Here is a 13486-nt window from a genome sequence, read left to right as displayed (position 1 = left end):
CAAGTCCGCTCCCACGCCCTAAGGGCAGAAGCCTCATTTCCGGGTTCGGCGCAGAGGGTGATCGGATCGCTACTCCCCCGGCACTAGCCGTAAAACCCCTTCCGTATGCTCCGCCACATCGTCTTCGCTAAAACGCTGAGGCATGTATTCGCCCTTCACAAATGCCTTGGCCTGATCCGAATAATGCTTGTCGAACGGCACGCCGCTTTGTCCTACCGGGTTGATTCCCAGGCTGTGGGCAGGGTCGGCGAAGTCGATCAGGCGGCGGGTCGAGGGGCCATAGCCGACCGGCCACGGGGCAGGGCGGATGCTCGATGACAGGTTGTTCGGCACCTCATGGGTGCCTGGCGCTGCATACGGACCCACGTTGAAGATCCTGTCCAGCGGCGGCTGCGAGCCCAGCGGGTGACCCTGAGTCAGGGTGTGCGCCTTGCCCCATACCCATTCGTCCGGGTTGGTGCCGTACAGCGACCTCAAGTGTGAAACGCTGGCCCGCCAGGCCACCTTGACGGTGTTGGCGCGGCTCTCTTCGTGGGGCGAATTGCGGTTGTTCCACCACGGAGAATCCGCATCGGCAGCCAGTCGCGGCAGCGCGGAGTCCAGTGCGCGGGTCGATAGCAGCGTTTCAAACAGCGCATCGCCCAGCTCGTCGTGAAAGGTCTCTTCAGTCAAATCGAACAGGAACTGGTTGAACAGCGTGGCGCCGACCGAGTCGACCGGGTAATCACCCTTCCAGCTTGCCAGCCGTTCCACCAGCGCCAGCTCCTCGGGGTCGCTGATCACACTGCGCAATACCGGAATCAACGGCTTGAGAATGCTCGGTGCGTAATCGGTCTGCGTGCTCAATTGCAGTGCCTTGCTGGCCGTCAGGTCCCACTTGATGGTGGTATCGCTCAGTTGCCGGTTCAGTTCCTGGCCGCGCTCAGGTGGGTTGTAGTAGCCGGGAATCTGCATCCCGCTCGGCGACAGCGGCTGGAAGTTGGCCGACACAATGTAGCCACGGGCCGGGTTTTCTTCCTGAGGGTTGGCGCTGAACGGGTAGAAACCGAGTTTATCAGCCTGCGCGGTGCTGCCATCCAGAATGAAGGCCGGGTTGATACCTTCAGGACGGATCGGCAATTGCGCCGCTGCCCACCAGCCGATATCGCCCTTGGCATTGGCCCAGACAATATTGAGCCCCGGCGACTGGATCTTCTCGGCGGCGCTGCGCATTTTTTCCAGTGTGTCAGCGCGATTGGCCTCGTAGAAGCCATCCATCACCGGGTTGGCGGACACCAGAAAGGACCACCACATGGCAATCGGTGTCTGGCCGGCATTCTTGCCCATCACGTTATTGACGATGGGGCCGTGCGGCGATTCAAGCAGGGACAGGGTGACGGGCTGCTGACCTTTGACCGCAATTTGCTGTTCGGTGCGGGTCATGTCGACCCATTGTCCGTGGTACCAGACCTGATTCGGGTTGTCGGGGTTGGTCTTTTCCGCAATCAGGTCCACGTCGTCGTTCTGGAACATGGTCAGGCTCCAGCCGAAGTCCATGTTGTGCCCCAGGAACGCGAACGGATTGAGTGCCGGAAAATGGCCGTACAGCTCGAAACCGGGCGCTGACAGCTGCGCCTCGTACCATATGGAAGGCACCGAAAAACGAATGTGCGGATCGCCCGCCAACAACGGCTTGCCGCTTTGCGTGCGGTTGCCGGAGATCACCCAGGCGTTGCTGCCCTCGAACTGCGGCAGGCCGGCGTCCTCAAGCGCCTTGTGGCTGATCTGGGCCAGCTCGCCCAGGCTTTTCCAGTCGGCGCTGGCGAGGGCAGGTTTAGAGTTCAGTACGCCGTCCGGGTGCCAATCCAGGTCGAAGACTTTCAAGTACTGCGGACCCAGCTGGTCGCGCACATACGTCAGCAGTGGCTCGGTCCTGAACGCTGCCGCGAAGCTGTAAGCCAGGTAGCCACCTATGCTCATCGTGTCTTCGGTAGTGAAGCGCCGTTTGGGGATGCCCAATACGTCGAACTCCATCGGCCTTGCGTGGCTGTCCTGATATTGGTTTATGCCATCAATGTAGGCTTCCAGCGCCTGCCACGTCGGCGTGTTCTTGTCCTGGTGAGCGACGTAGGCATCGGCATGTTCACGAATGCGCAGGCTGCGAAACAGTTTGTCGGTTTCGACGAGGTTCGGTCCCAGTATCTCCGCCAGCTCGCCACGCGCCAGGCGGCGCAGCATTTCCATCTGGAACAGCCGGTCCTGCGCGTGGGCGTATCCCAAGGCGCGGTACAGGTCTGCTTCGTTTTCGGCGTGAATATGCGGCACGCCGCGCTCGTCGTAACGCAGCGTGACGGGCGCTTGAAGACGGCTCATGGCGATCTCGCCATCCCGGACTGGCTGCTTGCTGTTTATGTACCAGCCAGCGCCGCCAGCAAGAATGGCAATAATGATGGCAAGAATGACGAGACTGCGTTTCATCCGGGTTCTCTGTAAATGGCGTTAGGCGTGGGTGAGGGTCAAGGTTGTGCAACAGGCAGCAGGCTGATACACAGCTCGACCGGACAGAGCACGAAAGCCTACCGTGATCGAGTGCAAAGCAGGCATCAAGATACTGGACGCCATCGTGCAGGCCCGTAGTGGCGTACTGATCTCATGCCTGAGGGCTGCGATTACAGCGGCACAGCTTGCCATGCCGAAGCATACAGAAGAATATCGTTACACAACTTTACGAGCCTTCCGCCGGAATCTAAATACATGTCCGTCACGTTCGACCCCGACAACCTGAGAGCCAGCCTGCTGCCGCTGAACGTCATTGATCCGCTTTCAATGCACGGCCAGGCCTATCAGCGCTTCTACGGCCTTGCCGGCCTGGGCGGTGAGCAGGGCGTGCGCAGCTGGCTGGGGCGTCTCGACGTCGACGGGTACGAGGTTGTCGGGCAGGTGTGGTTGCCGGAAAGTCCGGTGGCGACGCTGTTCCTGTTCCACGGTTTCTATGACCACATGGGGCTGTACCGACATGTGGTCGAGTGGGCGCTGGCCCAAGGGTTTGCGGTGATCTCCTGCGACTTGCCGGGGCACGGGTTGTCTAGTGGCAGTCGTGCCAGCATTCGTGATTTTTCCGAGTACCAGACCGTCTTGCAGCGCCTGCTGCTGGAAGCCGAGGGCCTGCGGCTGCCGCAGCCCTGGCACCTGTGTGGGCAAAGCATGGGCGGCGCAATTGTGATCGACCACCTGCTGCATCAGGGCGCTGACTCCCCGGCACAGGGCGAGGTCATTCTGCTGGCTCCGCTGGTTCGGCCGCGCGCCTGGGGCTGGTCGCGCCTGAGTTATCACGCACTCAGGCCGTTTGTGAAGGGTATCGCCCGGCGCTTCACGGAAAACTCCAACGCCCCGGCTTTTCTGCCTTTTCTGCTGGCAGACCCGTTGCAGCCCAATCGCTTGCCGACCGCATGGGTCGGTGCGCTGGCGAAGTGGATCACGCGCATCGAACGCGCGCCCCGCAGCCGACGCAGTCCGATCATCATTCAAGGCGAGGCAGACATGACCGTCGACTGGTCGCATAACCTGACGGTCCTGAAAGATAAATTCAGTCAGCCGCAAATCCTCATGCTCGGCCATGCCCGGCATCATTTGGCCAACGAAACGCCGGAAATGCGCGAGCGGTATCTGGACTTTCTTTCCGCGCGCATGGCTTAAGCTTTTTTAGCCGCGCCAGCCTGTAACGCCTTCACCTGGCGACGCAGGCGGAAATTGTCAGTGCATAGCACGACCACCATCAGCGATCCGAGAACAACAAAAGCATCCGGCCCCAGAGTGCTCCAGAACAGCCAGGCGAAAAACGCCATGACGACCGCAGTGACGAGCAGGGCGATAGAGTCTTTCATAAAGTGCGTCCATTCCTTTGGCCTCAGGCGCACGCTGGCCTGAGCCGGGTTCATTGTCCGGGGTTCAAACTCGACGCACTTTGCCCGACGGCCAGCCCTGCGCGAATCGCGTCCAGCGCAGCCTGATAGTAGGCTTTGCCTTCCGGCGACTCTGCGAAGGTCGAGAACTCTTCAAGCTCCGGGTCTGACAGGTCGCGGTAGACGTACAGCAGCGTGTTGTTCAAGTCGGCGCTGATCTGCGCCATCAGACGTTCGCGCTGGCCCTCCAGCATGCCCTGCGCCTGACCGCCGCCCAGCAGGCCGGGGATCATCTGGCTCAGGCTGTCGGCTGCAACGCCCGCGATGGCGAGGCTGACTTCGGCACCGGCCTGCTTGGCGGGCAGTGCCTGGGCGAGATGGCCGATCAGCAATTGACGTGTGGCGTCCGCCTGAATGTGAGGCAGGCCCTGCGCGTGTTTGGCCAACTGATCGGCGCGGGTTGCGGTCAGCTCGGCATTGACGATCTTGCGTCCCAGCGGCGATTGAAAGAATTGCAGCGCAGGGGCCGGGTCCTTGAGGCTTTCACGCAGACGTTTCGCGGCACGTTGATCCATGGCCTGTGGGGCGAAACGCTGATTGCTGTTATTCACCAGTGCTTGATAAACCGCAGGCGGCAGGTTGTTGCTGTAGCGCTGTTGCGCAGCCTTGAGGGCATCGTTGAAATGCGCGCGCTGGTCCGGCCAGCCTGCAGCCTTGTACAACTGATCGTAGTTGTCTGCCCAGGCAGGTACGGTGCAGAACATCAACAGCAAAACAAACAAACGACGCATTGGGGACTCCTGTCGGCAGGCCGCTATTCTCCGGGTGTTCGCGTGGATTTGTCGAGTTATGACTGCCCTCGGCGAATGAAATCTCACGCCTTTGATGGCATACCTAAACGCCACTGTCGGATTTCAGGGCTTATGGATACTATGCACGCCATGCGCATACCCTCTGACCACCCATTGCTGTTGCGAATCGTCGACGACCTGGCCGCCAATGGCTGGTCGCAGCAGAATATTTTCCTGCCCGAAGCTCTGACCCTCGAGCTGGAGCAGGAGTGCCGCAAGCGCGCTGCCGAAGGCGAACTTGAGCCTGCCGGCGTCGGCAAGGGGCCGGCACTGGAAGTGCGCGAAGGTATCCGTGGTGATCGCATTCAGTGGCTGGAAGCCGGTCAGGTGCAGTGCTGCGACAGCTATCTGGAGTTGATGGACAGCTTGCGCGAGGCGCTCAACCGCGGGCTGTTTCTGGGGCTCGATGATTACGAAAGCCACTTTGCCTTATACCCGCCGGGGGCCTTCTATTTAAGGCATGTGGACCGCTTTCGCGACGATGACAAGCGCGTGGTGTCCGCAGTGCTTTACCTTAATAACGCCTGGCTGCCGGAGCATGGCGGTCAGTTGCGTATGTACCTCAAGGATGACCTGGCGTATGACGTCCAGCCCACGGGCGGCTGTCTGGTGGTCTTCCTGTCCGGCGATATCCCCCACGAAGTCATGCCTGCAACCCGCGACCGGCTTTCATTGACCGGCTGGTTCCGGCGTCGCGGTAACGAGCTGTTCCAGTAATGCCGTTATGCCTCATGAAAACTGTTTCATGAATGCAGTGAGCCATTGAGCCCTGCGGCGGTCTATCGTGAGCATTCCTGAGACGACGGATCGTCGTGTGCAGGGTCGGACTTACGTCAACTGGATCTGGAGCAATCATGAAATCCTTATTTTCTGGAACGGCAGTGGCGGGCCTGTTGCTGAGCGCATCCATGCTGGTCAGCGCCGCCGACATGCCGCGCACTGCATCACCCGAAGGTGCTGAGGTGTACATTATCTCGCCCAAGGATGGTGAAACCGTCACCTCTCCGTTTACCGTGCAATTCGGTCTCAAGGGCATGGGCGTTGCGCCTGCGGGTGTGGATGTTCCTGACACCGGTCACCATCATCTGCTGATCGACGTCAAAAACCAGCCTGCACTGGACGCTCCGTTGCCGGTCAGCGACAACGTACGTCACTTCGGCAAAGGCCAGACCGAAACCGAAATCAACCTGCCGCCAGGCCAGCACACCCTGCAATTGATGATGGGCGACAAAGGCCACATGCCTCTGAACCCGCCGGTCGAGTCGAAAAAGATCACCATCAATGTGAAGTAGGGCTGTCAGCGTAGGTGTGACGCAGAGCGTCACGAACGGCGCTCTGGTCCGGCCACACTACCGTGCCCATGCTCCAGCATGGGAATGCCGTTCTGGACGCTCTGCGTCTGGTTTTGAGAGGGGATGTCACAGCCAGAAGGCGAGCCCACGCATGGCATGGGCTCGCTGATCAGCGCGATCGGATCAGAACAACACGCGGCTGCGGATGGTGCCTTTGATCTGTTGCAGCTTGGCCTGCGCCAGGTCGGAGTATTCGGCGTCGACGTCGATGACCACGTAACCGACTTTCTCGTTGGTCTGCAAAAACTGACCAGAGATGTTGATGCCGTTTTCGGCGAAGACCTTATTGATCTCGCTGAGCACGCCCGGGATGTTTTCGTGAATGTGCAGCAGGCGGTGCTTGCCAGGGTGGGCAGGCAGGGCTACTTCCGGGAAGTTGACCGAGGACACCGACGTACCGTTGTCGCTGTACTTGACCAGTTTTTCCGCAACTTCCAGACCGATGTTGGCCTGTGCTTCAGCCGTCGAGCCACCGATGTGCGGGGTCAGGATCACATTGTCCAGGCCACGCAGCGGGCTTTCGAAGATGTCGTCGTTCGAGCGCGGCTCGACCGGGAATACGTCGATGGCAGCGCCGATCAGGTGCTTGTCCTTGATCGCGTCGGCCAGGGCGTCCAGCTCGACGACTGTGCCGCGAGCGGCGTTGATCAGGATGCTGCCCTTTTTCATCGCGCGGATTTCTTTCTCGCCGATCATCCACTGGGTTTCTGTGGTTTCCGGAACGTGCAGGGTCACGATGTCGGACATGCCCAGCAGCTCGGTCAGGCTGGACACCTGAGTGGCGTTGCCCAGTGGCAGCTTGGTCAGCGTGTCGTAAAAGTAGACCTGCATGCCCAGGCCCTCAGCCAGTACCGACAGCTGGGTACCGATCGAGCCGTAGCCGATGATGCCCAGCTTCTTGCCGCGGATCTCGAAAGAGTTGGCCGCGCTCTTGATCCAGCCGCCTCGGTGGCAGGAGGCGTTCTTCTCGGGGATACCGCGCAGCAGCAGGATCGCCTCGGCCAGCACCAGTTCGGCGACCGAACGAGTATTGGAGTAGGGCGCGTTGAATACTGCGATACCGCGCTCGCGCGCTGCGTTCAGATCAACCTGGTTGGTGCCGATGCAGAAGCAGCCGACCGCGACCAGCTTCTTGGCGCAATCGAACAGCTCTTCGGTCAACTGGGTGCGGGAGCGGATACCGATGAAATGAGCGTCGGCGATCTTTTCCTTCAGTTCGGCTTCCGGCAGAGACTTGGTGTGGTACTCGATGCTGGTGTAGCCGGCTGCCTTGAGGACATCGACAGCGGATTGATGAACGCCTTCGAGAAGAAGGAACTTGATCTTGCTCTTGTCGAGGGAAGTCTTGCTCATCTGCGTAAACCTGTGTCCCGGAGAAAATGGCAGGGGGCCGGATCGGCGCTGGGCACGATTCGCGGGGGGCATATGCTAGCATACGAGCCCCGCTAAACCCCATTCCAGAACGTGAACCGTTCTCAGGATGCCCATGAATTGTTCGAGAGTTGAGTCCATGACCGATCCCGCTTTGATTGATGAGCTCAAGACCCTGGTCGACCCCGGCAAAGTGCTGACTGACAGCGGTTCTCTGGAAACCTACGGCAAGGACTGGACCAAGCAGTTTACCCCTGCGCCGCTGGCCATCGTGTTCCCCAAGACTACCGAACAGGTCCAGGCCATCGTGCGCTGGGCCAATGAGCGACGCGTGGCGCTGGTGCCGTCAGGTGGACGCACCGGGTTGTCTGCGGCAGCAGTGGCAACCAATGGCGAAGTGGTGGTGTCGTTCGATTACATGAATCAGGTGTTGGAGCTGAACCTCACTGACCGCACGGCAGTCTGCCAGCCAGGCGTGATCACGCGTCAGTTGCAGGCACTGGCCGAAGAAAGCGGCCTCTATTACCCGGTGGACTTCGCTTCGTCGGGGTCCAGTCAGATCGGCGGTAATATCGGCACCAATGCAGGCGGGATCAAGGTCATTCGCTACGGCATGACCCGCAATTGGGTGGCTGGCCTCAAGGTGGTCACTGGCAAGGGCGACCTGCTGGAACTCAACAAGGACCTGATCAAGAACGCCACCGGTTACGACCTGCGACAGCTGTTCATTGGCGCCGAGGGCACACTGGGCTTTGTGGTCGAGGCCACCATGCGTCTGGATCGGGCGCCGAAAAATCTTACCGCGATGGTGTTGGGCACCTCTGACTTCAACTCGATCATGCCCGTGCTGCACGCCTTCCACGGCAAGCTTGATCTGACCGCCTTCGAGTTTTTCTCCGACAAGTCCTTCGCCCGGGTCATGGCCCGAGGTGATGTGCCGTCACCTTTTGATACGCCATGCCCGTTCTATGTGCTGCTGGAGTTCGAAGCGACCACTGAAGACCTCGCTGATCAGGCGCTGGCAACCTTCGAACACTGCGTCGATCAGGGCTGGGTGCTTGACGGCGTGATGAGTCAGAGCGAGCAGCAGTTGCGCAACCTGTGGAAGTTGCGCGAATACATCTCCGAAACCATCTCGCACTTCACACCCTATAAAAACGACATCTCGGTCACGGTCTCGAAAGTGCCGGAGTTCCTGGCGGAAATCGACGCCATCGTAGCCGAGCATTACCCTGACTTCGAAGTGCTGTGGTACGGCCATATCGGCGACGGCAACCTGCACCTGAACATCCTCAAGCCCGAAAATCTCGACAAGGACGAGTTCTTCGTCAAGTGCGCGCGGGTCAACAAGTGGGTGTTCGAAACCGTAGAGAAGTACAACGGCTCGATTTCTGCCGAACACGGGGTAGGGATGACCAAGCGTGACTACCTGACGTACAGTCGTTCGCCGGTCGAAATCGAATACATGAAGGCGCTTAAGGCGGTCTTCGACCCGAACGGCATCATGAACCCCGGAAAAATATTCGCGGTCTGAGTTCCTGTCGTACCGTGCATCGCCACGCCAACACTGCCACGCCACACTAATCAGACTCAGGAGACGTCATGAGCTACCAGCACAAATATGTTGATGGAACGAGCATTCACTTTCCGCTGGGCAAAGTGGTATGCATCGGTCGCAACTACGCCGAGCATGCCAAGGAACTGGGCAACCCGGTGCCTGCCGAGCCGTTGCTGTTCATGAAGCCGGGCAGTGCGGTGGTTGCGCTGGAAGGCGGGTTCGCTATACCGGCAGATCGCGGTTCAGTGCATTACGAGGCCGAAATCGTGGTACTGATCGGCAAGCCTCTGAGCAAGAATCCGTCCCGTGAAGAAGTGCTGGACGCAATCAGCGGTTTCGCACCGGGGCTGGACCTTACTCTGCGTGACGTCCAGTCGCGTCTGCGCGAGAAAGGTCTGCCTTGGGAACTGGCCAAGTGTTTCGACGGCGCCGCAGTGATTCCGCCATTCGTTCCGGCGGGCACCTTTACCGACCTCACCGATATCGGCATTCGCCTGACCATCAACGGCAAGGTCGTGCAGGATGGCAACAGCAGCCTGATGCTCAACCCTATCGTGCCGATGATCCAGCACATGGCGACCAACTTTTCGCTGCAGGCCGGTGACATCATCATGACAGGCACGCCTGCGGGTGTCGGCCCGTTTCAAGCCGGTGATGAAATCGTTCTGGAGCTGGTCGGGCAAACGCCGTTCAGCAGCGTCGTTCGCTAAGCGAACAGCCGCCTGACGTTTCAGCCAACGCCACGCGGGGTCATTCCCGGGTGGCTTTTGTTTACCCGGTAGTTGATAGTTCCTGCGGTTTTGCGTTTTTTTCACGCCTGGTCTGGATAATCCCGCCGAGCTTCGCTGGCATGAACTCGCCGGCTCACATTCGTCACGACATCTCATCTGCTCAGGAACACGTTAATGGCCATTCCTGCCCAAACGCCGCCTCGCGCCGAAAAACGCTTCGCTTTCGTTCGAAACATGCGCTGGTATTCATGGCTGTTGCTGGTTGCCCTGATGGGGTATGGCCTGGCATTTGCGATGCATTGGGATGACCGTGCGCTGCTCTGGTTTCAGGAGCGCTTCGAGACCAAGGCCGGCCGCCACGCCAGTATCTGGCTGCCGGACTATCACGTGGACATCGATGCCAAGGCGTTGCCGGGCATGGAAAAGGACGAAGCATCGGACCTGTCCTACAACCCGGTGAGCAAAACGCTGTTCGCAGTCATGGGCAAGAACGCATTTCTGGTCGAATTGACGCTCACAGGCGACGTTCTGCGCAAGATCCCGTTGGTGGGCTGGAGCAATCCGGAAGGTGTTGCGGTCATGAACGATGGCCTGATTGCCATCACCGATGAGCGGCAGCACAAGCTGACCGTCGTGAAGGTCTCGGCAGATACCAAGACCCTCAATATCGCGGATTTCCCTCAGTACGAGCTGGGCAAATCGGATAATCAGAACAAGGGTTTCGAGGGCATTGCCTGGGATCCTCTTCGTCAGCAATTGATATTGGGTGAAGAGCGGCCACCTGCCCTGTACACCTGGAAAAGTAACGGCAGTGATGTACTGCAAGGCGACAAGCAGAAGCTTCCCAGCCGTTCGCTGGACATGCGCAACTTGTCCTCGTTGAGCATCGACCCGCGTACCGGGCACATGCTGGCGCTTTCGGCAGACTCTCATTTGCTGCTGGAAGTGGACGAGCAAGGCGAGCAGGTGAGCTTCATGACCCTGCTGGGCGGCATGAATGGGCTCAAGGACACGATCCCCCGAGCAGAAGGGGTGGCCCTGGACGAGGCCGGGACGCTGTACATGGTGAGCGAGCCAAACCTGTTTTATTCGTTTCGCAAGCACTGAGCCAGGACGGCAGATAAAAGATGGCCGATATATGATCGGCAAACAAATAGCACCGTGCCATTAAGCTTGCTTTCAGAATGGCGTGGTATCAAGTCCGCCCGCCCAATCCGTCCGAGTCACCCGAATGCGCCGTTCTACCCGCTCTTTACTCCTGCTCCTCGCGCTTGTGCCGCTGGTTGCGATATTCATGCTCGCCAATCAACGGTATCGCTACGTAGAGAGCGCCCTGTTCGACTGGCAAATGTTCTGGCAATCCGAATCGCTTCAGGCCATTGGCCTTGATCAGTATCGCGTCGTGACAGAAGGGCAGGTTATTACAGGGCTGGAAGATGATGTTTCGGGTCTCAGTTACGACCCGGACCGCAAGAGCCTGTTCACAGTGACCAACCAGAATGCCGAGCTGGTCGAGCTGAGCCTCGATGGCCGCGTGCTGCGGCGCATTCCGTTGGTGGGCTTTGGCGATGCTGAAGCTGTTGAATACATTAGCCCCGGCCTGTATGTCATCAGCGACGAGCGTCGGCTGCGGCTGATTCAGATTCACGTCGATGACAACACAAAAAGCCTCAACGCCGCCGACGCCGAGCAACTGACGCTGGGGATCAACGCGGGCGGCAACAAAGGTTACGAGGGGCTGGCCTATGACTCTGTGGGCAAGCGCCTGTTCGTTGCCAGAGAACGCGACCCGGTGCAGATCATCGAGGTGCGCGGCTTTCCAAAGACCAACCACGACGCCCCCGGCGATCTCCAGGTAATTTCCAACAGCAAGCGCGATGGCCGGTTGTCCGTGCGTGATCTGTCCAGCCTGCAATTCGACGAGACCAGCGGCCACCTGCTGGCATTGTCCGATGAATCGAAGCGTATTCTGGAACTCGACACCAGTGGGCATCCGATTGGCAGCGGCTCGCTGGCAAAAGGCTCGATGGGGCTGAGCAAAGGTGTGCCGCAGGCAGAGGGTATGGCGATGGACGCGGAAGGGACGTTGTACCTGGTGAGCGAGCCGAACCTTTTTTACGTTTTTCGCAAGCCCTGAGCCGCTGCCGGCCATGCCCACCTTGCGTGGGCATGGCCGGGTGTATCAGCGCTTCAGGGTCTTCACGCCTTCATCGGTGCCCAGCAGCAACAAGTCTGCTGGACGGGCTGCGAACAGACCGTTGGTGACCACGCCGACGATGGCATTGATGCTGGCTTCCAGCTCCACCGGGTTGGTAATGCTCATGTTGTGGACGTCGATGATGATATTGCCATTGTCAGTCAGCACGCCTTCCCGGTAAACCGGATCACCGCCCAGTTTCACCAGTTGCCGAGCGACGTGGCTGCGGGCCATCGGAATGACTTCGACCGGCAGCGGGAATGCGCCCAGCACTGGCACCAGCTTGCTGCCATCGGCGATGCAGATGAAGGTTTTGGCCACCGCCGCGACAATTTTCTCGCGAGTCAGCGCCGCGCCGCCGCCCTTGATCAGGTTCAGATGCTCATCGCTCTCATCGGCACCGTCGACGTAGAACTCCAGATCACTCACGGTGTTCAGTTCATAAACCGGAATACCATGGCCCTTGAGGCGCGCAGCGGTGGCTTCCGAGCTCGCAACCGCGCCGTCGAACGCTGCCTTGTGCTTTGCCAGCGCATCGATGAAGCAGTTGGCCGTGGAGCCGGTGCCGACGCCCACGATACTTTTGTCGTCGAGCTTTGGAAGGATGAAGTCGACAGCGGCTTGGGCGACTGCCTGTTTGAGTTGATCCTGGGTCATGCGGGCTCCACGATGCCTGATGTAAGTAGATAAGAGGTAGGGATGAGCAAAAAGGCCCACATTATAGCGGTGACTGCGCTGTAAAGCCCCGTCATTCGTGTGGTCGTCCTCGGGTACGCAGGGTAGACTTCCCGGCCTTGCCCGCTTCGTCAGTGATGCCGCCCCGATGCTTGAACAGTACGTCAAGAAGATCCTCACCTCCCGCGTCTACGACGTTGCCATCGAAACGCCGCTGCAAGGCGCTCGCCAGCTGTCCGAGCGGCTGAACAATCAGGTGCTGCTCAAGCGCGAGGACCTGCAGCCAGTGTTCTCTTTCAAGATTCGTGGCGCGTACAACAAGCTGGCGCAACTGAGCGCAGAAGAAACGGCACGCGGCGTAGTCACGGCCTCGGCGGGCAACCATGCGCAAGGCCTTGCGCTGGCGGCACGCGAACTGGGCATTCTGGCCACCATCGTCATGCCGCGCACCACGCCGGAAATCAAGGTCGAAGGCGTGCGCTCGCGCGGTGCCACTGTGGTGTTGCACGGCGATTCCTTCCCTGAAGCGCTGGCCTATTCGCTGAAACTGGTCGATGAACAGGGTTTTGTGTACATCCACCCGTACGACGACCCCGACACCATTGCCGGGCAAGGCACAGTGGCGATGGAGATTCTTCGCCAGCAACCGGGCCAGCTGGACGCGATTTTCGTGCCGGTGGGCGGCGGCGGTCTGATCGCGGGAATCGCGGCTTACGTGAAGTACCTGCGCCCGGAAATCAGGGTGATCGGCGTCGAGCCGGACGACTCCAACTGCCTGCAGGCGGCGATGGCGGCTGGCGAGCGCGTGGTGCTGAGCCAGGTCGGCTTGTTTGCCGATGGCGTGGCAGTGGCGCAGATCGGTTATCACAC

Annotated in this window: 13 protein-coding genes; 8 read left to right on the top strand and 5 right to left on the bottom strand. The window is 59.7% G+C overall.

Features of this window, described 5'->3' with window-relative positions; all coding sequences use genetic code 11:
* Positions 1-69: 69 nt before the first annotated feature.
* A complete protein-coding gene (locus tag ALO43_RS16925) occupies positions 70-2457 on the bottom strand; it encodes a penicillin acylase family protein (protein ID WP_054997839.1) in 2388 nt (795 codons plus the stop codon).
* A gap of 276 nt (positions 2458-2733) precedes the next feature.
* Here ALO43_RS16925 and bipL point away from each other — a divergent pair, with 276 nt between their 5' ends.
* On the top strand, positions 2734-3675 hold the full coding sequence (bipL, locus tag ALO43_RS16920) for a phospholipase BipL (protein WP_005896147.1): 942 nt from the start codon (positions 2734-2736) through the stop codon (positions 3673-3675).
* On the opposite strand, the gene ALO43_RS16915 is transcribed toward bipL, so the two are convergent.
* Positions 3672-3863, bottom strand: a complete 192-nt coding sequence (locus ALO43_RS16915; protein ID WP_024670417.1) for a hypothetical protein — start codon at positions 3861-3863, stop codon at positions 3672-3674. The two genes, bipL and ALO43_RS16915, sit on opposite strands and share 4 nt — an antisense overlap.
* A 50-nt stretch (positions 3864-3913) precedes the next feature.
* Entirely contained in the window at positions 3914-4672 is a 759-nt protein-coding gene (locus ALO43_RS16910) for a DUF2059 domain-containing protein (RefSeq protein WP_053479528.1), read from the bottom strand.
* 141 nt (positions 4673-4813) lie between these two features.
* Between ALO43_RS16910 and ALO43_RS16905 the strand changes: the two genes are divergently transcribed.
* Together ALO43_RS16905 and ALO43_RS16900 are read left to right on the top strand one after the other, a co-directional pair.
* Positions 4814-5449 carry a 2OG-Fe(II) oxygenase gene (locus tag ALO43_RS16905; protein ID WP_024670418.1) on the top strand — a complete coding sequence of 212 codons (636 nt, stop codon included), beginning with the start codon at positions 4814-4816 and terminating at the stop codon, positions 5447-5449.
* A 137-nt stretch (positions 5450-5586) separates the two neighbouring features.
* Positions 5587-6024, top strand: coding sequence for a DUF4399 domain-containing protein (locus ALO43_RS16900; RefSeq protein WP_005888892.1), 438 nt, complete (start codon positions 5587-5589; stop codon positions 6022-6024).
* 183 nt (positions 6025-6207) lie between these two features.
* On the opposite strand, the gene serA is transcribed toward ALO43_RS16900, so the two are convergent.
* Entirely contained in the window at positions 6208-7437 is a 1230-nt protein-coding gene (serA, locus tag ALO43_RS16895; RefSeq protein WP_005896155.1) for a phosphoglycerate dehydrogenase, read from the bottom strand.
* A 157-nt stretch (positions 7438-7594) separates the two neighbouring features.
* Between serA and ALO43_RS16890 the strand changes: the two genes are divergently transcribed.
* The 4 genes from ALO43_RS16890 to ALO43_RS16875 all read left to right on the top strand — a co-directional run bounded on the left by ALO43_RS16890 (position 7595) and on the right by ALO43_RS16875 (position 11881).
* On the top strand, positions 7595-8989 hold the full coding sequence (locus ALO43_RS16890; protein ID WP_054997838.1) for an FAD-binding oxidoreductase: 1395 nt from the start codon (positions 7595-7597) through the stop codon (positions 8987-8989).
* A gap of 68 nt (positions 8990-9057) precedes the next feature.
* The gene (locus tag ALO43_RS16885) at positions 9058-9723 is read left to right on the top strand and encodes a fumarylacetoacetate hydrolase family protein (RefSeq protein ID WP_024670419.1); all 666 of its coding nucleotides are present in this window, start codon (positions 9058-9060) and stop codon (positions 9721-9723) included.
* 195 nt (positions 9724-9918) lie between these two features.
* Complete coding sequence (locus ALO43_RS16880) at positions 9919-10851, top strand: SdiA-regulated domain-containing protein (RefSeq protein WP_005896161.1); 933 nt, start codon at positions 9919-9921, stop codon at positions 10849-10851.
* A gap of 124 nt (positions 10852-10975) precedes the next feature.
* Entirely contained in the window at positions 10976-11881 is a 906-nt protein-coding gene (locus ALO43_RS16875) for an SdiA-regulated domain-containing protein (protein ID WP_024670420.1), read from the top strand.
* A 45-nt stretch (positions 11882-11926) separates the two neighbouring features.
* Here the strand turns inward: ALO43_RS16875 and rpiA are convergent, their stop codons facing one another.
* A complete protein-coding gene (rpiA, locus tag ALO43_RS16870; RefSeq protein WP_005896165.1) occupies positions 11927-12598 on the bottom strand; it encodes a ribose-5-phosphate isomerase RpiA in 672 nt (223 codons plus the stop codon).
* A gap of 166 nt (positions 12599-12764) precedes the next feature.
* Here rpiA and ALO43_RS16865 point away from each other — a divergent pair.
* The coding region (locus ALO43_RS16865; RefSeq protein ID WP_117144565.1) for a pyridoxal-phosphate dependent enzyme at positions 12765-13486 on the top strand (722 nt) is incomplete at its 3' end.

It is taken from the genome of Pseudomonas tremae (assembly GCF_001401155.1).
Classification (GTDB): domain Bacteria; phylum Pseudomonadota; class Gammaproteobacteria; order Pseudomonadales; family Pseudomonadaceae; genus Aquipseudomonas; species Aquipseudomonas tremae.
This window is presented reverse-complemented; position numbering and strand designations above follow the sequence as displayed.

What these genes read in the sequence shown, in the direction of transcription:
- ALO43_RS16925 (WP_054997839.1), bottom strand. Translation starts at nt 2,457, where the DNA reads ATGAAACGCAGTCTCGTCATTCTTGCCATCATTATTGCCATTCTTGCT.
- bipL (WP_005896147.1), top strand. Translation starts at nt 2,734, where the DNA reads ATGTCCGTCACGTTCGACCCCGACAACCTGAGAGCCAGCCTGCTGCCG.
- ALO43_RS16915 (WP_024670417.1), bottom strand. Translation starts at nt 3,863, where the DNA reads ATGAAAGACTCTATCGCCCTGCTCGTCACTGCGGTCGTCATGGCGTTT.
- ALO43_RS16910 (WP_053479528.1), bottom strand. Translation starts at nt 4,672, where the DNA reads ATGCGTCGTTTGTTTGTTTTGCTGTTGATGTTCTGCACCGTACCTGCC.
- ALO43_RS16905 (WP_024670418.1), top strand. Translation starts at nt 4,814, where the DNA reads ATGCACGCCATGCGCATACCCTCTGACCACCCATTGCTGTTGCGAATC.
- ALO43_RS16900 (WP_005888892.1), top strand. Translation starts at nt 5,587, where the DNA reads ATGAAATCCTTATTTTCTGGAACGGCAGTGGCGGGCCTGTTGCTGAGC.
- serA (WP_005896155.1), bottom strand. Translation starts at nt 7,437, where the DNA reads ATGAGCAAGACTTCCCTCGACAAGAGCAAGATCAAGTTCCTTCTTCTC.
- ALO43_RS16890 (WP_054997838.1), top strand. Translation starts at nt 7,595, where the DNA reads ATGACCGATCCCGCTTTGATTGATGAGCTCAAGACCCTGGTCGACCCC.
- ALO43_RS16885 (WP_024670419.1), top strand. Translation starts at nt 9,058, where the DNA reads ATGAGCTACCAGCACAAATATGTTGATGGAACGAGCATTCACTTTCCG.
- ALO43_RS16880 (WP_005896161.1), top strand. Translation starts at nt 9,919, where the DNA reads ATGGCCATTCCTGCCCAAACGCCGCCTCGCGCCGAAAAACGCTTCGCT.
- ALO43_RS16875 (WP_024670420.1), top strand. Translation starts at nt 10,976, where the DNA reads ATGCGCCGTTCTACCCGCTCTTTACTCCTGCTCCTCGCGCTTGTGCCG.
- rpiA (WP_005896165.1), bottom strand. Translation starts at nt 12,598, where the DNA reads ATGACCCAGGATCAACTCAAACAGGCAGTCGCCCAAGCCGCTGTCGAC.